Source organism: Petrotoga sp. 8T1HF07.NaAc.6.1, from assembly GCF_016772115.1.
Lineage (GTDB): Bacteria > Thermotogota > Thermotogae > Petrotogales > Petrotogaceae > Petrotoga > Petrotoga mobilis.
In genome coordinates this window covers 83,897-105,424 of the sequence record NZ_AUPG01000004.1, presented here as the reverse complement: position 1 = coordinate 105,424, position 21,528 = coordinate 83,897, and the positions used below count along the sequence as shown (strand labels likewise).

The window sequence follows — 21,528 nt, the reverse complement described above, 5'->3', positions numbered from 1 at the left end:
CGCTTTTTATGCTCTTTCTAAGTAATCTCCTGTACGAGTGTCTACTTTTATTTTTTGACCTCTTTCCACAAAAAAAGGGACAGTGGTTTTCAATCCTGTTTCTAATGTTGCCGGTTTGCCACCACCAGACACGGTGTTTCCTTTAAAATTAGGTTCTGTGTCAATAACGGTTAGAACCACAACTGTGGGAAGTTGAATAGAAACAGGATTTCCATTAAAAAAGACTAGATCGACTTCCAAATTTTCGGTTAAATAAAATTTTTCATCTTCTAACTCTTGAGAAGGCAAAGAATATTGTTCATAGGTGTCGAGTAGCATAAAGTAATAATGATCGTCATCGTTGTATAAATACTGGGCTTTACTAAAACTTATATCAGCTTCTTCAACCTTCTCACCACTAGAAAAACTAACCTCTTTTATTAATCCTGTCATGACACTTTTTAGGCGGGTTCTAATTAATCCGCTGCCTCTTCCCATAAAATGCTTATTGGCTTCAATTACACGGTACATTTCGTTTTGATAAACTATAAAATCTCCTTTTCTTAAGTCTCCTACATCGATCATTCAATTTCCTCCTTGATTTTCAGTTAATCTCAATTAAAGGGGCATAAAAAAACTAAAACCCCACAAATTCATTTTAATTATATTTTTTTAATGATGACTAATAATAGGCAAAACTTCACTACAGAATAAATTTAGCAATTATTTCTTAACTTGTCAAGTCTTTTCTTGTACGTTTGTTTAAAATGTTGTACCTAATTATCTTTTAGCTAGGTTTACTCATAATTCATATACTGTTTATAAAAAATTAACTTGCATTCCTATCCATTTTGTATTATAATACTTTTGCAACACATTCCGTATGCTGCAATGGGTGGCGCGGTAGAAATTTGGAGGTAACAAAGTGAAAGGTAAAGTAAAGTGGTTTGATTCAAAGAAAGGTTATGGCTTCATCACAGGGGAAGATGGGAACGATGTATTTGTACACTTCTCAGCTGTTCAAATGGATGGCTACAGAAAGTTAGAAGAAGATCAAGAAGTTGAATTTGAAGTTGTCGAAGGTGACAAAGGTCCTCAAGCTTCAAATGTAAGACCCTTATAACCCTTATAAGTGTATACCATAATCTAAACCCAAAATACACCAAGGAGCGCGAAAGCGCTCCTTTATTTATTTGCTCTCTTGAATTATCTTTAATCCTGAGCTTGTTCCTATTCTATCAGCTCCACAACCTATCATTTTTAAAGCTGTTTCCAAGTCTTTAATACCTCCGGATGCTTTTACTTTCATTTCATTTCCTGCGAGGAAATTCATCAATGCCACGTCCTCTAATTCAGCCCCTCCACTTCCAAAGCCTGTAGAAGTTTTAACAAAATCCGCTCCAGCTAGTTTTGAAATTACAACGGCAGCTATCTTTTCTTCCTTCGAAAGATAACAGGTTTCAATTATAACTTTTAACAATTTTTTAGCATCTTTAGTCAATGAAGAAATAGCATGTATTTCTTCATAGATATAATCATACTGTTGCACCTTAAGCCTTCCTATATTCAACACCATATCTAATTCATCAGCGCCATCTTTAATCGAATTTTCAGATTCGTAAACTTTTGTTTGTATAGTATTGGCTCCCAGAGGGAATCCAATCACTGTTGCTACTTTTACTTCACTATCTGTAAGGATTTCTTTTGATAAACTTACATAAGTTGGATTAATGCAAACCGCGTAGAAATTGTTATCTTTAGCTTCTTTACAGAGAGTTTCGATATCTAAAGGTGTTGAGGTAGCTTTAAGCATGGTATGATCAATATATTTTGCCACTTCTTGGGGTTTTAAATCTGCCTGTCTTTCCTCAAAAGTGAATTCCTTTTCAACCCTTCTTGTTTCATTTTTGATTATCTTTTCTAATTCTGAAATTCTCATGTTTTGGCTCCTTCCCTTAAATAATAAGATTGTCTTTCGAAAATAATTTCTGAAATATTTTATCATATTTTAAAAAAATGTGGTATAATAATCTTGAAAGTAAATAATAAATGGCCAGGGGAGCTGAAAGGCTGAGAGGATGCCAAAAAGGTATCGACCCTGACTACCTGATCTGGATAATACCAGCGAAGGGAGGCTAAAAATATGTATTCAATTTGATCCTGTTCTCACTTTGCTGGTGAAGAACAGGATTTTTATTTTTCACAACAGGGTAATAATAGGAGATTCCATGTTGGAAATTATCTCATTTAAGCTAACTAAATAACTATTTAAAAGAGGTGAGTTAAGGTGAAAAAGTTTTTAGCGATGTTGGGTGTTATAGTTGTTTTGTTATCTTTTGCTTTTTCTGAGGAATTGACTGTCTATGTTTATGAAAGTTTCAGTTGGATTGAGCAAGGTACGGTTCAAAAGTTCGAAGAGATGTACGGCTGCGATGTAAAAGTGGTAAAATTGGGTGATGCAGGTAATGTACTTACACGGCTAGTTTTGGAAAAGAAAAATCCTAGAGCGGATGTAGTCATTGGGCTTGATCAGTCTTTAGCTGCAAAAGCTGTTGAAGAAGATCTATTGATCCCTTACAAGCCAAAAAACATTGAAAATGTTGCAGACAAAGCCTTGATATTTGATCCCGAATATTATGTAATTCCTTACGACTATGGAGCTATTGCCATCATTTATGATCCTGAAAAGATACAAGAAGAATTAGTATCTTTTGAAGACCTAACGAAATATAAAAATTCTTTGATAATTCAGGATCCAAGAGCATCAAGCACCGGTCAGGCTTTTTTACTATGGACAATAGCCGTTTATGAAAATGAGTGGAAAGATTTTTGGGAAAGACTTAAGCCTGCAATATTAACGGTGAGTCCTAGCTGGGATGATTCTTTTGCAAAATTCGAAATTGGTGAGGCGCCTATGATGGTCAGCTATGCAACTGATAGCGCATATTCGCAATATTATTACGGATCTAGTAAGTACAAGGTTTTTATCCCCAAAGAAGGTGCATATGTTCAAATAGAAGGTGCAGGTATCGTTAAAGGTACTGATAATTTAGATTTAGCTCAGAAATTCATAGAATTTATGTTGACAGAAGATTTTCAAAAAGAAATACCTTTAAATCAATGGATGTTCCCTGTAATTGATGTTGAACTACCTGAGGTTTACCAATATGCAGTGGTTCCCGAAAAAATTCTGACTATACCAGCCCAAGAAATTTCAAACAATCTAGAAATATGGCTGAAAGAATGGGAGGATCTATTATACTGAACTTATGAACAATAGAAGAAGCAAGAATTTGCTGTTTATTTTATTTTTGAGTTTGTGGTTGATTCCTTTTTCTTTTTTATTTAAAGATTTTTTTCGTTTGGAAGGTTTAGTTAATTTCCTGGATCCGCGTACGTGGCGGATCCTTGGTTTTACTTTTTATCAAGCCTTTCTTTCATCTGTGTTGTCAATGTTTATAACTTTGATTCCGGCGTATTTTACTTCAAGAAATGAAGGGATCATATCTAAATTATTAGACAACACGATTTTCATCCCTTTCTTTTTTCCTCCGGTCTCGGCAGTTATGGCTTTCACTCTTGTTTATTCTTCAGTTGGTATACTTTCAAAATTAGGTTTTAATTTAAATATTATGTACACGTTGAAAGCGATAATTTTAGCTCATATCTTTTATAACTCTCCCATATTTGTTCGTTACATATCGGAGGCTCTTAGAAGGGTGCCAGCAAGTTTTATTGAAACAGCCAGTATGGAAGGAGCGGGAAAATTTAAGACTTTTATAAACGTAGAATTACCTTTGATCATTCCATCCATTTCAAGGGCTTTATTTCTAGTATTTACATATAATTTCACAAGTTTCGCGATTGTTTTGAGTTTAGGTGGAGTAAGATATTCTACTTTGGAAGTAGCTATTTCTACAACATTAAGAAGCTCCTTGGACTTTCCCAAGGCTTTATCTTATGCATTAATTCAACTCATAATCCTCACGATGCTTAATATCTTTATATCAAAATTTGAACCTATATCTTTCGAATTTGAGCCATTATCTCAAAAAAAATCCGGATACCTAAGCAGGACAATATCGATATTTTACTTAATCTTTGAATATTCTATCGTCTTAATTGGTATTGCAGCTTCTTTTTTCGATTTTATAAATATGAAATTTGATATATCTTCATTTTTGAATTTATTCTCTAAAGAGTTGAATAGTGTATATCCAGTTGTTAGATCGATTTTAAATTCCTTTTTAGTATCCACGGTATCAGCTTTCTTTGCTGTAATAACAGCATATTTTTTATTGAAAAATTACAGTAAGCTCATCAATGTCAGTGTAATGGCTACTTTAGGAATATCATCTGCATTTTTGGGTATGGCTTTACTTTATTTAAATATACTATTTAATATTCCGTACGTATTGTTGTTGATTTTGGGATATTTCTTGATAACCATACCCATTGCGTATTCATTTTTATTCCAGCCGGTTCGAGGATTTGACAATAAAATAATTGAAGCTGCAAAAATCGACGGGGCAAACAAACTGACTATCTTTCTAAAAGTAGAATTACCTCTTCTGCTTTCTTCCATTACGAGTGCGTTTCTTCAGATATTTGCAATAATTTTTGGTGAATTCACCATCAGCTACACTATGCAAGTAAGGGATTACTTTCCTCTTGTAAGTGTGGTTAACTATTCTCTTTCCTCAGGGAGATTGTATCAGGAAGCAAATGCCTTAAGTGGGCTGAACATAATTATAATCTTCTTTATCTTTTATATTAGCAATAAATTTGCAAAAAAGTCGGAAATTTAAATATTATCTTTTTCAACTACAGCAATAGCGAACTCCGTAATAAAATATGCTTTCATCATATAATATTTTTCGTTTTCCTCATTACTTAAAACCTCTTCAAACAATTTATCGTTAGAAATATTAAGTTTATTCCTCAATATAACTAACATATTGAATTCTCTAATCTCATCTATTTCAAAATATTTTATGAGCCCGGTGGTCTTTAAATAATTATTTACGGCGGTTTTTATGTAATCATATATCTTTTGTTTTATTGGTAAAAATTTAAAAAAATTGTTTCTCATCAAACTAGCAACCTTCATTGCTCCAACCTTTCTAATAGATAAAAGTTCAAAAACGTTATCGTATTTAAAATCAATATACATTCCAAAAAATTTACCGCTCAATCTCCCTTTGGCATCTTTTTCTTTCAACATCTCACTGTTGATAGTTAATGCGAACGGAAATATAGTTATAGTCTCTAAGAAGTTATCGAAATTAATTTCTAAATCATCGATATTGTAATTTAATTTTTCCTCCACTTCTGACCTTACACTGATCTCTGCTTCTTTGAATTTATAAGCAGCCTCTTTTAGATTTTCTATAATCTCGTCCATTTCACTGGGATCTGCGTTTTTTAAAAATTCAAGATTGAACTTTTGAAGCTCTGGATGTTCCTTAAACAATCTATCTAAAAATTTTTTAAAATCTTCATCATCGTAATCGCTCATAATACATTCCTCCAAACAAAGTTTCAAAGAAAATATGTCTCATCTACGTTAATTATAACATATATTGTGATCTATCTAGGAATTTTTTGAAAAAAATAAAAAAATGGTATAATTTTAAATGTAAAAGTAATTTTGTAGAGCAGGTTGCGTTCCTAATGGGCGGGCTGCGGGGCGAAGGGGCGCTATATAAAGAGTTTCTAAAGAAAGTAAATCAAAAATTAAAAGGAGGGAAACTAAATGCAAGATTACCACGAACCTTATGAAGAACTAAGTGACAAAGATCGTTCTTATGTATACGCATTAAACAGTTTAAAAGAGGAGATTGAAGCAATAGATTGGTACAACCAAAGGGCGGCTGTTTCCAAAGATCCAACCATCAAAGAAATTATGGAACACAATAGAGACGAAGAAATTGAACATGCGGTAATGCTTATTGAATGGTTAAGAAGAAACATGGATGGATGGGATGAAGAACTGAAGACTTATCTTTTCACAGAAAAGCCATTGCTGGAAGTAGAGGAAGAAGCTGTTGAAGGAGAAAGCAAAGAAGAATCTTCTTCGAATAAAAAAGGTGATTTAGGACTAAGAGGATTGAAGTAGAAAAAATACTAAAGATGAAGCTAATCGGTGATATGTCAAGGGGTAAAAATCAAAAAAATTGTTAAAAATTAGCGTAACTGACAATGCCCATACTTTCAGAAAAACACAAAATAGGCTTGAAAACACAAAAAGATTCACTTGTATCTATTCAACTTAGTAATTCGAATAGATTCGATTTTTGCTCAGCAATGCAAAAATCATGCGAACCAACTTACGAGCCGTGAGCGCGAGGGCTCTTTTGTGTTGATGAGTGGTAACCTCGTAGTATTTTTTCTGATAATACTCTTCGAACTCAGGGATATGATTTTTAACGGAGTTAGCAGCTTCTATAAAATAGTATCGAAGATACGGGTTACCTGTTTTAGTCATTTCTGTCTCATCAGAGGAATAATTCCCTGATTGACGTTTTCTCCATGTCAGTCCTGCGAATTTAGCTAAACTATCGTGAGATGGAAAGGAAGCTATCGTACCTATCTCACTGATGATACCAGAGGATATAACAGGACCGATACCCTTGACAGAGATGAGTGATTGATATTCTATGGGATTAAGCCCTTTTACCGTTTTTTCAATAGCCTTATCAACGGTTTCTATTTCATTTTCCAAGGCTTTTATTACGTTGAAGGAAGAAGAGATAGCGATATTCAAAGGTTCATAAGCCATTTTGTCTAATCTGTACGAATTATTGGCTGCTTGTTTAAGAAGTGTTGCAACCTTCACGGGATCTTTGAATCTGTTTTTACTTTTTTTCATAACGAACTGAGTTAACTCATCGATGGGTTTGTAAACTATTTCATCCAAAGAGTAGAACTCAGTCAAAGCAGCACAAGACGTAGCACCATATATATCGGAAAAGGGCTTATCCCTATTATTCACAGCCAATTCACTGAATTTCAAATAAATGTTGGAAAGCATCCAATTCTTTTCAGAAGCGAGTGTTTGAACTAAATGGAACCTATGGCGTGTGAGTCTTTGTAAAGCCAAAAACTGAGAACCACGCCAAGGGGAAGAAGAAATCTTGCCACATCTAGCGAAATCGGCTATGACGTAAGCGTCCAAATGATCTGTTTTATCGATATCGACAAAAGTCTTTTTGTAATTGGCGGTAGTTTTTGGAATGAGCTGGTACACAAGAGGTTTAAAAGGCAAAAGTTTCTTGTTGGTTGATAGGAAATTGGCTATGTGAGTACTGTAAAAAGAAGTAGCTTCCAAAGCAATAACGACATATTCAAGGTTATTAGAAACAAGGCAATTGACGATAGCCTCAGCGATGTATTCAGCACCTATTCTGTTATTTTTAGTATCAAAATCAAGAAGTTTGTTGTTTTGAAAATCAATTGCACAAACTGTATTAGTTAGAGAACTCACATCGATACCGACGAATAAAGTAGATAAAACGTCGTAATTCATAGTTATTTCACCACCTTTCGAATAAAGATAAAGGATGAAAGAAAGAGATGCCCTAATCTTAGCAGCCAAAGGCAACCTCGCGCTCTATGAGCATCCACCAATGAAAAATAGCCTTGCTGATGGCCTAATCAAAGGTGATGCAGTAATCGGTTAGCAAATTGACTGCTAAGTCAGGAAACAAGCTTTTTAAGCAACGGCCAAAAGGTCTTGCAAGGAGGCGAGGAATCTTCCCTCGCTAATCATCCTGGTACTATTTTAGCATTAGGGCATCTCTTTACAAAAGAAATAATAAAAAGATCAAAAGACTGATTTTAGTACCATTTTTTGAGTTTCATATCCATACATATTATACGAGGAGGGGTAAAAATGGATTTTCTTAAAAGAGAGTTAGCTCCAATAACTGAAGAAGCTTGGGAAGAATTAGACGAAAGGGCAAAGGAGATTTTTAAGAACAAATTAAAAATAAGACCAATTATTGATGTTGAAGGTCCTTATGGATGGGATTATTCTTCATACAATTTAGGTACCAACGAGCTTATAGAAAACCCAAGAGATGGATTGGGATGGGGAATAAGACAAGTTTTACCTATAGTAGAGATTAGAAACCCATTTGTTTTGAAACAATGGGAGCTTGATAATATCGAAAGGGGCTTAAAAACTCCGGATTTGGAAGGGTTAGAAACCGCTGCTAAGCAGTTGGCTTCCTTTGAAAATAAATTAATTTTAAAAGGTATAGAAAAAGCCAATATAATTGGCTTGCAAACGCTTGCTAAACAAAATTCTGTGGAGAGCTCCAAAGAAAGCCTTAAAGATTTTGTTAAATCTTTATTTGAAGTAAAAAAGAGATTCATGGAGCAAGGGATTGAGGGACCGTATACTTTAGTGATCAACAAAGAATTATGGCAAGATTTATTTACCATGAATCTATCGTATCCTTTGGATTTAGTTGTTAAAGAAATTATAGACGCCAAAGTAAAACCTATGCATGAAGTGGATGAAAGTTTTGTAGTTTCTAACCGTGGTGGAGACTTTAAATTAATTTTAGGCCAAGATATTTCCTTAGGATATGAAAGCAAGTTTGACGAGCAGCTCAAATTTTTCTTCACTGAAAGTTTAACCTTCCATGTAGTAACGCCAGAAGCTATAGTGGGTTTAGAAATGTAAATTACTTTTAAAAAACATTTGTTGCAACAACCTGATTATTATAAATAAAAAAATCGGCCTCAATTTGTTCTTGTTTAAATCATAATTTGAGGCCGATTTCTTCTATTTTTATAAAGTAAGAATTCCTTTTTCATCTTCCAATTTGTTCTTGATGTTGTTGATCTTATTTTTTATCATTTCATTTCCCATCAACAAAGAATGTTCTATTTTTTTGATGGAATGAATAATAGTAGAATGATTTTTATCTAATTTTTCGGAGATATCTTTGGTTTTCAACTTCATAGTGGTCTTAAAAAGATAAGCTAAAACTTGACGTGCTAATGCTATTTCTTTTTTTCTAGATGATGAGAAGATATCCTTTCTATTTATATCAAATTCAGCAGCAACCAAATCTATAACTGTATCTATTTTCACAGTTTCAAGAACTTCTGGTGATTGGAACCTAACTTTGTTCGCGTTCATTCTCATCATTGAATTCACTATCGTTTTTGCAGATTCAATATTTGCTGGTGCACCTGAAATTTGACTTTGCAACAGAAGGTTCATAATGGCGCCCCGAAGTTTTCTTAAGTTTGTATCGACATGTTCAGCCAAATAATAAGCAACATCATCGGTAAGTTGAAGAGAAATCATTTGTGCCATTTTCTTAGCTATTAGGTACTTTGTTGCCTTATCAGGTGCTTGTATATCAGTTATCAAACCCATTTCAAACCTACTAATCAATCTAGGATGAAAGGTTGCCAATTCATCAGGTGTTCTATCGGAGCATATTACTATCTGTTTTCTTGAGTTAAAAAGAGAATTAAAGGTATGAAAAAGTTCGCTTTGTACGGTATTTTTCCCAATTAAAAATTGAACATCATCTATCAATAAAAAATCAACATTCCTTCTAAAGCGTTCTCGGAAGTTCTCCATATCACTAGCTCTTATTCCATCCATCATTTGATTCATAAAATCCTCAGCGGTTACATACTTAACCTTCAAATCAGGAGCATTTTCCATCAAAAAGTTCCCTATTGCATGTAAAAGATGAGTTTTACCTAGTCCAACATCTCCATATATAAATAAAGGATTATATTTGCCAGGATTTTTACAAACTTCCAAGGCTGAATAATAAGCTATTCTATTGGAATTTCCTGTAACAAAGCTGTCAAAGGTGAACTCAGGATTAAACTCTGATAGTTTCAAAGGCCTGTTTTTTATTATTGGGCCATTTACTGCATTTTTTTGTTCTTTGCTAATAGGGATTTCCTTAAAAACAACCTCTACAGGTTTGCCTAGGATATTGTTTATAGTTTCTTTTATTATTGAACCGAATCTTTTCTCGACAGCTTCTTTAATAAATAAATTTCCTAATCCAACAACGACTTTTTTGTTGTCTAATTCCAAAATTTGAGCCGTTGTTAGCCAATTATTCCAGGTATCTCTAGACATGTTGGAACGTAGTTTTTCAATTAGTTCATGCTTTTCCATTATTTTCACCCCTTGGAATAAAACCCAATATATACTTTATCATAAGGGGTGAACTTAATCAAGAAAATTTTTGATTAAAAATCTGATTAGACGCTATTTATGCTTGATATAGAACTTAAAATTTTTAGATCCCTCGTCTTCAAAAGATTTAAGAAGCAAATTGTGGAACGAAAATTGTTAAATCTTTGTTTTAAAAAATAAAAATGTATAATATACAAACGTATTAATTTTTGAATAATAAGAAATGTTAATATATATTATGTTAATTTAAAATAACTTAATTTAAATAATAATATTTTTTGTTATTAGGATAATTCCAGGAGATCCCGTTGCAGCAATGTTAGGTGGAAGAGCCTCTCAAGAAGTTATTGAAGCCAGGAGAGCAGAATTAGGACTTAACGATCCCATATTGGTTCAATTTTTTAAATACGTAGGGGGACTGTTCAAAGGTGACTTGGGAACTTCAACAATGACAGGAAGACCTGTACTTGATGAGATATTAGAAAGATTTCCCGCTACACTTGAATTAACAATTTTTGCGTTTATTGTAGCAGTAGTTATAGGGATCTTTTGGGGTTCAAAAGCCGCACAAAAAAGAGACAAACTTATCTCAAGTATTTTTTTAAGAATGGTTCGAAATAATACAATTTTAACGTTAACCTCTGATTATGTTAAATCTGCTAAAGCAAGGGGTATACCTGAAAATAGGATATTGTACAGGCATGCTTTAAGGAACGCTTTAGTTCCTATTTTAACCGTTATGGGATTACAGCTTGCACTATTGATGGCTGGGGCTGTTTTAACTGAAACAACTTTTTCTTGGCCAGGGATAGGAAGTTACCTCATCATGAAAATCAGATATAGAGATTTTCCTGCTATTCAAGGAACGATAGTTTTTTTCGCAATTTTCGTAATAATAATTAATATAATAGTAGAAATTATCAACGCCTTAATAGACCCAAGGGTAAGGTACTGAGGAGGGTATAAAATTGGAAGAACATAAATTCATTTCATCGAAGATTGGGAAGAGATTTTCCAGATTCTTTAGAGGTTCCAATGCATGGCTTACCTTCATAGGTATGGTTATTTTAATTTTTTACATTTTTTTAGCCATTTTTTCACCTCAGATAGCTCCTTACGACCCTACAGAAAGGGTTGGAAGATCTTTAACCCCTCCGAGTAATGAGTTCTGGTTTGGAACTGATAACCTTGGAAGAGATGTATTTAGCAGGGTTGTTTATGGGGCTAGAATTGCCTTAACAATAGCTTTTGTTTCTGTAGCAATAGCTTCAGCAATTGGCATACCGTTAGGACTATTATCGGGATTTGTAGGAGGAATATTCGATAGAATAATGACCATTGTTATGGATGCTGTATATTCCTTTCCAGGTTTAATTCTTGCCATTGCGATAGCTGCATTTTTAGGACCAGGTATTATGAATATCGCTATTTCAATAGCCGTGGTTTACATACCCACATACTTTAGGGTCATTAGGAATCAAGTATCTTCAGTAAAAAATGAACTTTATGTCGATGGCGCAAGGGCTATAGGCGCTTCGAACTTGTCTATTTTGGGAAGGTATATACTTCCAAATGTGCTTCCGTCCGTTGTGGTTGTGCTTTCTATGAACCTAGCAGACGCCATAATGACAGAAGCTGGGTTGAGCTTTTTGGGATTAGGCATAGCTCCTCCAACTCCCGATTGGGGTTTTGATTTGAGCAACGGTCAAAGATTCATTTTGAGTGGTGCTTGGTGGGCTTTGACGTTTCCCGGTGTTGCTATAATGACTGTTACACTAGGATTTTCCATGTTCAGCGAAGGTTTGAACGAGATGCTGAATCCTACAATTAGGGAAAGAAGGTAGTAAGAGTGCTTGAAGTGAAAAATCTGAAAGTTTATTATAAAAGTGAAGAGGGTATTATAAAAGCGGTTGACGATGTTAGTTTTAAGGTAAAAGACGGAGAAACCCTGGGCCTAGTGGGAGAATCGGGCTGTGGGAAGTCTACCTTAGGACAAGCTATAATGAAAATATTACCGTTAAATGCACGATTGTACGGCGAAATTATATTAAATGGTCAAAATATTATTAAAATGAACGAAAAACAAATGCGAGAAATTCGTGGTAGAGATATTACCATGATCTTTCAAGATCCGATGACTTCTCTCAATCCCATCATGAAAGTCAAAGACCTGTTTGTTGAAATTGTAAGAGCTCATTTTCCCGATATATCTAAAGAAAAAGCTATAGAAATGGGTGGTGGTGTCCTAAAGGATGTGGGAATAGACCCAAGTAGGATGAACCAATATACATTTCAATTCAGTGGTGGTATGAGACAAAGGGTGATGATCGCCCTAGGTCTTGTTTTAAAACCGTCCTTTGTCATTTCTGATGAGCCAACAACTTCTTTGGATGTCATAGTTCAAGCACAAATAATAGAGTTGATGAATAAATTAAGGGATGAATATCAAATGTCTATGTTGCTTATAACACATGATTTAGGTGTAGTTGCTCAACTTGCAGATAAGATTGGAGTAATGTATGCCGGTCATTTGGTGGAAATATCTTCAAAGGAAAATATTTATTACAATCCCAAGCACCCTTATACAAAAGCTCTTTTAGATTCAATCCCAAATACAGATATCAACGACAAAGATTTAAAATATATTCCTGGAAGTCCTCCAGATTTAGGTAAACCTCCAAAAGGATGCCGATTCGCCCCTCGGTGTGAGTATGCTATGGATATCTGCCATGAGCAGGAGCCCCCAAGTTTTTTAATCGAAGGATCGGAAGTTAAGTGCTGGCTTTATGAAAATTCTCAAGATTTAAATAATGTAAATGTAGGTGGTACTAATGACTGAAAATACAATCTTAAAAGTTCAAGGTTTGAAAAAATATTTTCCTCTAAAAAGAACGGTGGGGGAAGTTTTAACTAGAACTCCACCAAAATACGTAAGGGCGGTAGATGAGATTAATTTTGAAGTAAAAAAAGGTGAAACTCTTGGTTTAGTTGGTGAATCAGGAAGCGGGAAAACAACTACAGGTAGGCTGATTACAAGGTTAGAAGATCCCACTGAAGGAAAAATTTTATTCAAAGAAAAAGACATCAGTACATTAACAAAAAAAGAATTAAAACACATAAGAAAAGAGATTCAAATAATCTTTCAAGACCCACTTGCAGCCTTGAACCCTCATATGAGGATCGGTGAGGCTGTGATGCATCCTCTAGAAATACACAATATTGGCAAAGACCATTCCGAAAGACAAAAGCTTGTTATGGAGATGTTGGAAAGGGTACAGTTATCACCTGCTAGTGAGTATTATTATAGATATCCTCGTGATTTATCTGGTGGTCAAAGGCAAAGGGTTGTAATAGCAAGAGCTTTGATCTTAAAGCCTACTTTTGTTGTGGCGGATGAAGCAGTTGCGATGTTGGATGTCTCTGTTAGATCCCAATTGTTGCAACTGATGATCAACTTAAAAAACGATTTTGATCTGACTTATCTTTTCATCACACACGATTTAGCTACAACCAAATATATATGTGACAGAATCGCCGTAATGTACTTGGGCAAAATTATCGAAGTTGGAAATTTTGAGCAAATATATACAAAACCCAAACATCCGTACACTCAAGCTCTAATATCAGCCGTTCCTGAACCTGACCCCAAGAGCAAGAAAAGAAGAATAATACCTCAAGGGGAAGTTCCAAATGCCGTTAACATCCCTACAGGTTGTAGGTTTCATCCTCGATGCCCGTATGCAAAAGAAATTTGTAAAATTAAAGAACCCATTTTGAAAAATGTTGAAAACCAAGAAGTTGCCTGTCATCTCTATGATTCAGAATATGAAAAGAGTGCCGTTTAGATCTTATTTTCTTTTCAAGAAAAGGTTTATTGCTAATTTTAACTTTTTAGAACCTATAAGGTACGCTGATAGGAAGTAGACGATGACACTAAGAGCAATCAGGAGAACAACTAACAATCTCGAATCGAAAAATCCTTTACAAGTCACAATAAATATGGACATAAAAGCGCTTGCGATGAAAATTTTAAATATTTCTACCCAATCTTCACCAGTCAAACCTTTAATAATATTGAAACCAGTCATAAACATGCCGATAATTCCAGAAATAGAAGTTGCAAAGGCAATTCCAACAACACCATATCTGAAAGCCAACAAAACATCGAGAATTGCGTTCACTGAAAGCATTACAACTGCGACTAAAGAAGGATACCTTGTATTCAATTTAGAGTGATAAGTCCTAATGAAGATGGTATGTAAAGAATAAAATGGAAGCCCTATAGAATAATACAACAAAGTTTTTGCTGTTATCAACGTATCTTCAAAGGTAAAACTACCATGTTGATATATCAAAGCAACGATCTCATTGTTTAAAAATATCAAACCGAACATGGAAGGAATTGCAAAGAACAAAGTTAGTTCTATACTATCTTTCAAATTCTTGTTGTATTCTTTTTCATCTTTTATACTCGAAGAATACGATAATTTAGGTAAAAGAGCGTTTGCAACGCTGATGGCGAAGATGCTTAAAGGGAGCTGATAAATTCTTAGGGCGTATTGAATGGTCGAGACACCGCCAGTACCGGTCCAGGTTGCGATATTGGTATCGACCAATGTATTCAAGGAAGCTACGGCTACTCCTAATAATGCGGGACCAAACAAGTTCATTATACTTTTCAGATCTTTGAAATTAAAATCAAGTGTCATCCGGAAGTGTATCTTTCTCAAAAGATAATAAACCAACAAAAACTGTAAAACTCCACCCACTGTGAATCCTATAGTTGGTCCCAATATTCTTGGGGAAAAGTAAGAAGATAAAAAGATAAAAACGATACTGCAAAGGTTGGATAAAGCTGGAGCGAAAGCAGGCCCAAAATAGATATCTTTACTATTTAAAACACCGGTAGCTATTGCCCACAAAGAGATAAAAATTATAAATGGATATGTAATTTTCAACAAATAAGAGGTTAATTCCATAGTTGATTCGGCCAAACCTGTTCCCAAAACTAAAACTATTTGGTCGGAAAAGAGATATACAGGTATATATAATAAAACAGTCGTTATTAATACAAACCATATTGTGGTGCTAAGAAAAACCTGAGAATCTTTTCCTTGTTTTCTTGTAAATAAAGGAATAAAAGCTGAGGAGAGGGCTCCATCAGCGAAGATTTTCCGAAGAAAAAAAGGTAGAAGAATGGCAACTAAATATGCATCGTACTCTGCACTAATCCCAAAATAATGAGCAAAGGTAGCATCCCGCAAAAGGCCTAAAAGTCTACTTATAAGAGTTGCCAAAGAGAAAAGAAATGTATGCCTCAACAATTTCGACATCCAAATGCCCCCGATATTCTTTATTTGGTCCTGTACAATCTGTCTCCTGCATCCCCTAATCCGGGAACAATATACGCTTTTGAATTGAGTTTATTATCCAAAGCAGCAGTATAAATAATCACATCTGGGTTTTCACTTACAACTACGTTAACCCCTTCAGGAGCGGCTATCAAGGACATAATAGTGATATTTTGTCCTCCCTGTTTTTTCACTTGCTTTATAGCATGATTCATAGAATGTCCTGTGGCAAGCATAGGATCGAGAATAAAGATTTGATGGTCTTCTGTCAAAGGCGGAAACTTCACATAATACTCTATTGCATTGAGGGTTTCGGGATCTCTATACACACCCAGAAAGCCCACACTGGCGTTTGGAACCAATGAAAGAACACCATCCAGCATACCTAAACCTGCTCGCAATATAGGAACTATGGTAACTTTTTTATCTTCAACCATTTCTCCCTTTGTCTGTGCAATTGGCGTTTCAACTTCAACTTCCATCGTAGGGAGATTTCTGGCTGCTTCATAGGTTAGCAACAGGGTTATCTCCTTCAAAAGTTCCCGGAATTCTTTAGGTCCTGTGTCTTTATTTCTCATTATAGAAAGTTTGTGTTTTATCAAAGGATGATCAACGACGTGAAGATTATTCATTTAAAATTTGCACCTCCCAAATCTTTGTTAAAATATCTATCTAAACATGGATTAAGCGTTATTGTAAATATCGTATAAAATCATCGTCTCCTTTACGGTACATCATGGCCGAGGGCTGCTTCATAGATCTTAAACCAATGTTCTCTCGTCATTTCTACGTTCAGAGCTTCAACAGCGTTCTTAAGTCTTTCTAATCTACCGCTTCCAGAAACAGGGATTATCCCGACAGTATGGTTTAAAAGCCATGCGTATACAACAGTATCTACAGAATCGATACCGAGTTCTTTGCCAACTTCTTTCAACGTTGTCAATATTCTTACTGATTTATCGTTTGAACCATCGAATAACTTCCCGCCAGCCAAAGGTGACCAAGCCATTGGATTGATATTTTTCCCTTTTAGAAAATAAATATTATCGTTTTCAAAATGTTCTAAGTTGAATGGAGAGATTTCTATCTGATTAGTCACCAAAGGAAGATTCAATTTCGATTGTAAAGCTTCAAACTGATTGATGGTGAAGTTTGACACTCCGAAGAAACGAACTTTACCAGATTTGTGTAATTCTAAGAAGGCTTCTGCAATTTCTTCTGGGTTCATGAAGGGATCTGGGCGATGTATCAGTAGTAAATCGATATAATCGGTATGAAGACTACGAAGGGAATTATCTACAGATTTCAGAATATGTTCTTTGCTAGTATCGTAATAATGAATTCTTTTTGTCTCCTTGTTAGGAAGTACTATACCACACTTGGTTACAATTTGCATCTTATCTCTTAAAGAAGGATTTGACTTTAAAACTTCTCCAAATAAGCCTTCACAAGTATAATTTCCATAAATATCGGCATGATCGAAAGTAGTTACTCCTAAATCTATCGCTTTCATAATAAATTTTTCTGTTTGTTCTGTTGAAAAATTCCAGTCTCTAAGTCTCATCATCCCTTGTACTATTCTTGATAAATACAAACCACTATTAGAAACGTTGACTTGCATTATTTCACCTCTTGATCTAAAAGAATTTGAATACTTTTTATTCCATTTATTATAACATATTTTATTCTTAGCTATCGTTTGAAATAGAAAAAAAGCAACAAACTTTTAATTTTTTGATATAATTAAATGCATAAGCAGGCCTGCGGGTCAAAAAGGTAAAGGCTCCTTTTCCTTATGGGTGGGGAGCTGGATGAAATGACAAAAGAATCTTTTCCTTATGGGTGGGGAGCGGGGCGAAGGGGCGCTAATAAAAGGTTTAGAGTTTCTAAAAACAGAATTAAATTTTAAAAAAAGGTGGTTTTTACTCTGATAAACGATATAAAAACAATCGAAAAATTACAACAAATAGAACTCTTCGTTTTAGATATAGACGGTACTTTTTATGTCAGCCAAAAGTTAGTTAACGGTGCACTAAAATTCTCCAACCTTTTAAAAAAGCAAAATAAAAAGCTTGTCTTTTTAACCAACAATTCAAACAAATCGAAGAAAGAATACCAACAAGAGTTTGACGCTTTAAACTATCCAATAAAAGAAAACGAAATCTACACAGCAGGTATCGCTGCTGCAGAGTATATAAAAAATAAATTTGGTACAAAAAGAATCTTTTTGGTGGCTACTCCCTCAATGATAGAAGAGTATGAAAAGTTAGGCCATGAAATTGTTACAGATTTCCCTGAGATGGTGGTAGTTACTTTCGATAAAAGTTTAACCTATGATAAGTTAGCAAAAGCCTCCATATTTGTATCTAAAGGAGCCTTCTTTTTTGTTACCAATCCAGATTTGAACTGTCCAACTGAAGAAGGGCCTATCCCCGATACCGCTGCTATTGCAAGTGTAGTATCTAAAGCATGCAATAAAGAACCCGACATCATCTTTGGGAAACCAGATCCCAAGATTTTAGAAATGATAATGAAAGATTATCAAGTAACCCCAGAAAAAACCTGTATAGTTGGAGACAGGTTGTATACCGATATATTAATTGGAATAAACGCTGGTACGTTATCTACATTAGTATTAACCGGGGAAGCAAAATTAGAGGACCTAAAAGATTCTGCAATAAAACCGGATCTTGTAGTTGACGATTTAGGACAACTTGCAGATCTAATCATAGATGGGGGACGTGGCTAAAGGTATAGTCTTTTGTTCTTCCGTAGATGGGGGGAAATGGATAAAAGGACAAAGAATCTTTTCCTTATGGGTGGGGAGTTGGATGAAAGGGTAAAGAACCTTTTCCTTATGGGCGGGTTGCGGGGCGAAGGGGCGCTATCGCAGGACTTTCTAAAGATGTTATTATCGAAATAACAGGAGGGGGAATTTTATTAAAATCTACATTCCAGAAACTTATGAAATAATGCCTCAAAAAAAAATATACTTACTCCGAGCAGGCTTCAATGGATCTAAATTCCAAATCAACGACAAATTAAAAGAAGAAATAAATAAAATATACAAGATCGGCTTAGAATTAGCACAACCAAAAGCCATATGTGACACATATAAAGTAGACTCACTTCCAAAAGAGCTGATTCCTAAATCTTTCGAAGGTGTTAAGTCGATCACTTTTTTTGTATCCACCTTAGGATACGAAATAGACAACTATATATCAAACGCCAATACTCTCTCTTCCATGTTAATGGATGCTTGGGCTTCAGAAGCCATAGAAGCGTTCAACGAATCTATCGATAAAAAACTTAGAAAAGATTTCGGTAAAGGTACCAGGAGATTTTCTCCTGGATATTCGGATATAGATGTGAGAAAAAATTGGGATATCGTCTGTAATTTACTCAAAACAGAGATAGTAGTTGTCAACAAAGAAACTGGTATCATAACTCCAAGAAAAAGTACTGTATGTATGATAGGGTGGTATGATGAATAGAAAAGAGTTTGCAGAAATATTGAATGAAAAGATACTCATTTTAGACGGAGGATATGGAACAGAATTTATAAAAAGAGGATATAAAAATATTCCTGCTGAGATTTTAAACATCGAATATCCAGAAGTAGTTTACAATCTACAAAGTGAATACGTAAAATCTGGAGCAGACATTCTTTTAACTAATACTTTTAGTGGAAATCGACGAAAACTCAAAGAGCTAAATTATGAAGAAGCATTCGAAAAGGTCAACGTCAAAGCAGTTGAAATTGCCAAGCAAGCATCAAAAGGCAAAGCTTTGGTCTTTGGCGATCTATCTTCTCTAGGAGAGTATCCAAAGCCTATGGGAGCTCTTGAAATGGACGAAGCTATTGAGGAGTATTATCAACAGGCAAAAGTGTTGTTTGAAAGCGGTGTAGATGGATTTATCGTTGAAACAATGACAGATATAAAAGAGCTAAAAGCTGCTGTATATGGAATAAGAAAAGTTACAGAAGATTTACCTTTAATAGCTCATATGACGTTTGAAGAGAACGGCCGTTCCGTTACGGGGACTTCTGTGGAAATCTTTGCGAATGTTTTTAATGATTTAGATGTAGATGTACTAGGAATTAACTGTACTTTGGGTCCCGAGGATCTTTTAAAGGTTTTTGAGCGTCTATCACTCTCAACAAACAAGTTTTTATCAGTCGAACCAAACGCTGGTAAACCCATTTTTGATGGAAAAAATTTGAAATACAAAATGACGCCCGAAATATTTGGAATGTTTGTTGAAGACTATTTAGATTTAGGAGTAAATATTATTGGAGGCTGTTGTGGTACCTCTCCAGAACATATAAAGGTAATTAGGAATATGGTAAAAAGAAGACCTAAAAAAATAGTAAAAGAAATACCTATTATGTACTCTTCAAGAACGATTTTAAACAAGCTTTATCCTTTCACAGTTATTGGGGAGAGAATAAATCCTGCCGGTAACAAAAAATTTCAAAATGAAATTGAAGAATTCAACTTCGATAATGTAATAAAAAGGGCAAACAATCAAAAAAATGCAAAAGCCCATGCAATAGACGTTAACTTGGGTATCGAAAAGATTTTGAACGAAGAGCATTTCAAAAAAATTATCATAGAATTAGACAAACACTCTTCTCTTCCTATTTCTTTTGACATTCAAAATATTGGGTTTTTAGAGAGCGCTTTAAAAGAGTATCCAGGAAGACCAATAATCAATTCTTCTAAATTGAGTAAAAAAGATCTAGACAGAAAACTAGAGTTGATTAAAAAATATGGTGGGTTATTAATAGTATTAGCGCTTGAGAAAGAAATCTTAGAATCTGCAGAAGAAAGACTACAGCTGGTGCTAAGAAAATGGCCATACATAGAAAGTAAAGGAATAAGTAAAGATAGAATTATAGTTGATCCATTGGTGCTGTCCCTTGCTGCCAATAACGATCCAAACGTTACCTTGGAGACAGTAAAATTACTCTCGCAAAATGGGTTCAATACCACTATGGGTCTTTCGAATCTTAGTTTCGGTTTACCAAACAGAAATTATATAAATGCAGCTTTTCTCTCAAGGGCAAAAAGTAAAGGCTTGACTTCAGCCATCTTAAATCCAGAAGATGAGTTTCTTATGAACACGTTGAATGGCAACCTATTGTTGGATAAAAATATTGTAATACCAACTAAGGTTGAAAAACAAGATGAATTAACCGAGAAAATCCTACAAGGTGAAGAAGGTGAAGTAAAACGAATCATTGAAAATCAGTTAAAAGAGAAAAGTCCATTAGAAGTTAGTCAAGATGTGCTGGGTAAAGCGATGGAAAAGATCGGAGACCTCTATGCACAAGGGAACATATATCTTCCTGAGTTGTTGTTAGCAGCTGAAACTGTCAAACCCATTTTTGATTACCTAAACAATTTGATTCCTGAATCTCAAAACGATAAAAAAGCTAAAGTCGTACTAGCCACGGTAGAAGGAGATATACACGATATTGGTAAAAATATAGTAGCAGCAGTATTAAGAAGCGCTAACTTCAAAATTATAGATCTTGGCAAAGATGTGGAAACTTCTATAATAATCGACGCTGTACAAAAAGAAAAACCAAATATATTAGGGCTCTCGGCTATGATGACAACTACCGTGGGAAAAATAGAAGAGGTGGTAAATGAACTAAAAAGATTGAACCTTAACGTGAAAGTTATTGCCGGCGGTGCTTCGATGAACAGAAAACTAGCTGAAACTTTTGGATGTGATGCCTACGCTAAAGATGCAAGTGAAGGACTCAAGATATGTAAAAGTTGGATGAATTTGAATTCATAATTGAGCATCTTTCGATCTTTATATATCAAAAATGTTAATAAAAAGAAAATGTTTTGTGTTGTTAAAATATGATAAAATCTATCGGTCTTCTTGAAATACCTATAAATAAAAGATTTTGTGCAAATATAACGAAATTTTTTTCAAATTTTGATAAATGGAGATTTCAGTGTATAATCGCAAATAAATACTTCTAATCATAAA

The 21,528-nt window shown here is 34.6% G+C and carries 20 protein-coding genes and 1 riboswitch; of the genes, 12 read left to right on the top strand and 8 right to left on the bottom strand.

The genetic code is table 11. From position 1 onward, the window contains the following. Nucleotides 1-6 precede the first annotated feature (6 nt). Nucleotides 7-564: an elongation factor P gene (gene efp / locus NAAC61_RS04020; protein WP_103064751.1), complete on the bottom strand. Its 558-nt coding sequence runs from the start codon at nucleotides 562-564 to the stop codon at nucleotides 7-9. 340 nt (nucleotides 565-904) lie between these two features. Between efp and NAAC61_RS04015 the strand changes: the two genes are divergently transcribed. Next, a complete protein-coding gene (locus tag NAAC61_RS04015) occupies nucleotides 905-1,102 on the top strand; it encodes a cold-shock protein (protein ID WP_012207866.1) in 198 nt (65 codons plus the stop codon). A 66-nt stretch (nucleotides 1,103-1,168) separates the two neighbouring features. On the opposite strand, the gene deoC is transcribed toward NAAC61_RS04015, so the two are convergent. Next, the gene (deoC, locus tag NAAC61_RS04010; protein ID WP_121567510.1) at nucleotides 1,169-1,918 is read right to left on the bottom strand and encodes a deoxyribose-phosphate aldolase; all 750 of its coding nucleotides are present in this window, start codon (nucleotides 1,916-1,918) and stop codon (nucleotides 1,169-1,171) included. Nucleotides 1,919-2,024: 106 nt separating this feature from the next. Further along, a riboswitch (TPP riboswitch) is annotated at nucleotides 2,025-2,129 on the top strand. Nucleotides 2,130-2,266: 137 nt separating this feature from the next. On the opposite strand from deoC, the gene NAAC61_RS04005 reads away from it, so the two are divergent. Together NAAC61_RS04005 and NAAC61_RS04000 are read left to right on the top strand one after the other, a co-directional pair. Continuing rightward, complete coding sequence (locus NAAC61_RS04005; protein WP_121567509.1) at nucleotides 2,267-3,244, top strand: thiamine ABC transporter substrate-binding protein; 978 nt, start codon at nucleotides 2,267-2,269, stop codon at nucleotides 3,242-3,244. Nucleotides 3,245-3,248: 4 nt separating this feature from the next. Continuing rightward, nucleotides 3,249-4,787: an ABC transporter permease gene (locus NAAC61_RS04000; protein WP_202695347.1), complete on the top strand. Its 1,539-nt coding sequence runs from the start codon at nucleotides 3,249-3,251 to the stop codon at nucleotides 4,785-4,787. Here NAAC61_RS04000 and NAAC61_RS03995 read toward each other — a convergent pair. Further along, entirely contained in the window at nucleotides 4,784-5,497 is a 714-nt protein-coding gene (locus NAAC61_RS03995) for a hypothetical protein (protein ID WP_121514297.1), read from the bottom strand. The two genes, NAAC61_RS04000 and NAAC61_RS03995, sit on opposite strands and share 4 nt — an antisense overlap. Before the next feature lie 237 nt (nucleotides 5,498-5,734). On the opposite strand from NAAC61_RS03995, the gene NAAC61_RS03990 reads away from it, so the two are divergent. Further along, complete coding sequence (locus NAAC61_RS03990; protein ID WP_012207859.1) at nucleotides 5,735-6,097, top strand: encapsulin-associated ferritin-like protein; 363 nt, start codon at nucleotides 5,735-5,737, stop codon at nucleotides 6,095-6,097. Nucleotides 6,098-6,250: 153 nt separating this feature from the next. Here NAAC61_RS03990 and NAAC61_RS03985 read toward each other — a convergent pair whose 3' ends face one another. Beyond that, the gene (locus NAAC61_RS03985; RefSeq protein ID WP_443146882.1) at nucleotides 6,251-7,507 is read right to left on the bottom strand and encodes an IS110 family transposase; all 1,257 of its coding nucleotides are present in this window, start codon (nucleotides 7,505-7,507) and stop codon (nucleotides 6,251-6,253) included. A gap of 366 nt (nucleotides 7,508-7,873) precedes the next feature. On the opposite strand from NAAC61_RS03985, the gene NAAC61_RS03980 reads away from it, so the two are divergent. Next, complete coding sequence (locus NAAC61_RS03980; RefSeq protein WP_012207858.1) at nucleotides 7,874-8,671, top strand: family 1 encapsulin nanocompartment shell protein; 798 nt, start codon at nucleotides 7,874-7,876, stop codon at nucleotides 8,669-8,671. A 108-nt stretch (nucleotides 8,672-8,779) separates the two neighbouring features. Here the strand turns inward: NAAC61_RS03980 and dnaA are convergent, their stop codons facing one another. Further along, entirely contained in the window at nucleotides 8,780-10,144 is a 1,365-nt protein-coding gene (gene dnaA / locus NAAC61_RS03975) for a chromosomal replication initiator protein DnaA (protein WP_012207857.1), read from the bottom strand. Between the two features lie 286 nt (nucleotides 10,145-10,430). Here dnaA and NAAC61_RS03970 point away from each other — a divergent pair, with 286 nt between their 5' ends. The 4 genes from NAAC61_RS03970 to NAAC61_RS03955 are packed head-to-tail and all read left to right on the top strand — an operon-like array spanning nucleotide 10,431 to nucleotide 14,010. Continuing rightward, complete coding sequence (locus NAAC61_RS03970) at nucleotides 10,431-11,120, top strand: ABC transporter permease (protein WP_337919695.1); 690 nt, start codon at nucleotides 10,431-10,433, stop codon at nucleotides 11,118-11,120. A gap of 13 nt (nucleotides 11,121-11,133) precedes the next feature. Then, nucleotides 11,134-12,009: an ABC transporter permease gene (locus NAAC61_RS03965; RefSeq protein ID WP_202695345.1), complete on the top strand. Its 876-nt coding sequence runs from the start codon at nucleotides 11,134-11,136 to the stop codon at nucleotides 12,007-12,009. A gap of 5 nt (nucleotides 12,010-12,014) precedes the next feature. Next, nucleotides 12,015-13,004, top strand: a complete 990-nt coding sequence (locus NAAC61_RS03960) for an ABC transporter ATP-binding protein (RefSeq protein WP_012209570.1) — start codon at nucleotides 12,015-12,017, stop codon at nucleotides 13,002-13,004. Further along, nucleotides 12,997-14,010, top strand: coding sequence for an ABC transporter ATP-binding protein (locus NAAC61_RS03955; protein ID WP_103064742.1), 1,014 nt, complete (start codon nucleotides 12,997-12,999; stop codon nucleotides 14,008-14,010). Before NAAC61_RS03960 ends, NAAC61_RS03955 begins: the two co-directional genes overlap by 8 nt. Nucleotides 14,011-14,013: 3 nt before the next feature. On the opposite strand, the gene murJ is transcribed toward NAAC61_RS03955, so the two are convergent. The 3 genes from murJ to NAAC61_RS03940 all read right to left on the bottom strand — a co-directional run bounded on the left by murJ (nucleotide 14,014) and on the right by NAAC61_RS03940 (nucleotide 17,137). Next, nucleotides 14,014-15,498: a murein biosynthesis integral membrane protein MurJ gene (gene murJ / locus NAAC61_RS03950; protein WP_202695344.1), complete on the bottom strand. Its 1,485-nt coding sequence runs from the start codon at nucleotides 15,496-15,498 to the stop codon at nucleotides 14,014-14,016. Between the two features lie 20 nt (nucleotides 15,499-15,518). Continuing rightward, entirely contained in the window at nucleotides 15,519-16,148 is a 630-nt protein-coding gene (upp, locus tag NAAC61_RS03945) for a uracil phosphoribosyltransferase (protein WP_012209573.1), read from the bottom strand. 92 nt (nucleotides 16,149-16,240) lie between these two features. Beyond that, complete coding sequence (locus tag NAAC61_RS03940; protein ID WP_202695343.1) at nucleotides 16,241-17,137, bottom strand: aldo/keto reductase; 897 nt, start codon at nucleotides 17,135-17,137, stop codon at nucleotides 16,241-16,243. A 294-nt stretch (nucleotides 17,138-17,431) separates the two neighbouring features. On the opposite strand from NAAC61_RS03940, the gene NAAC61_RS03935 reads away from it, so the two are divergent. From NAAC61_RS03935 to NAAC61_RS03925, 3 genes are all read left to right on the top strand, one after another. Continuing rightward, complete coding sequence (locus NAAC61_RS03935) at nucleotides 17,432-18,265, top strand: HAD-IIA family hydrolase (protein ID WP_202695342.1); 834 nt, start codon at nucleotides 17,432-17,434, stop codon at nucleotides 18,263-18,265. Between the two features lie 223 nt (nucleotides 18,266-18,488). Next, the gene (locus tag NAAC61_RS03930; protein WP_012209577.1) at nucleotides 18,489-19,010 is read left to right on the top strand and encodes a vitamin B12 dependent methionine synthase activation region; all 522 of its coding nucleotides are present in this window, start codon (nucleotides 18,489-18,491) and stop codon (nucleotides 19,008-19,010) included. After that, entirely contained in the window at nucleotides 19,000-21,327 is a 2,328-nt protein-coding gene (locus NAAC61_RS03925; RefSeq protein ID WP_237729745.1) for a homocysteine S-methyltransferase family protein, read from the top strand. The genes NAAC61_RS03930 and NAAC61_RS03925 overlap by 11 nt, the downstream gene beginning before the upstream one ends. Nucleotides 21,328-21,528 lie beyond the last annotated feature (201 nt).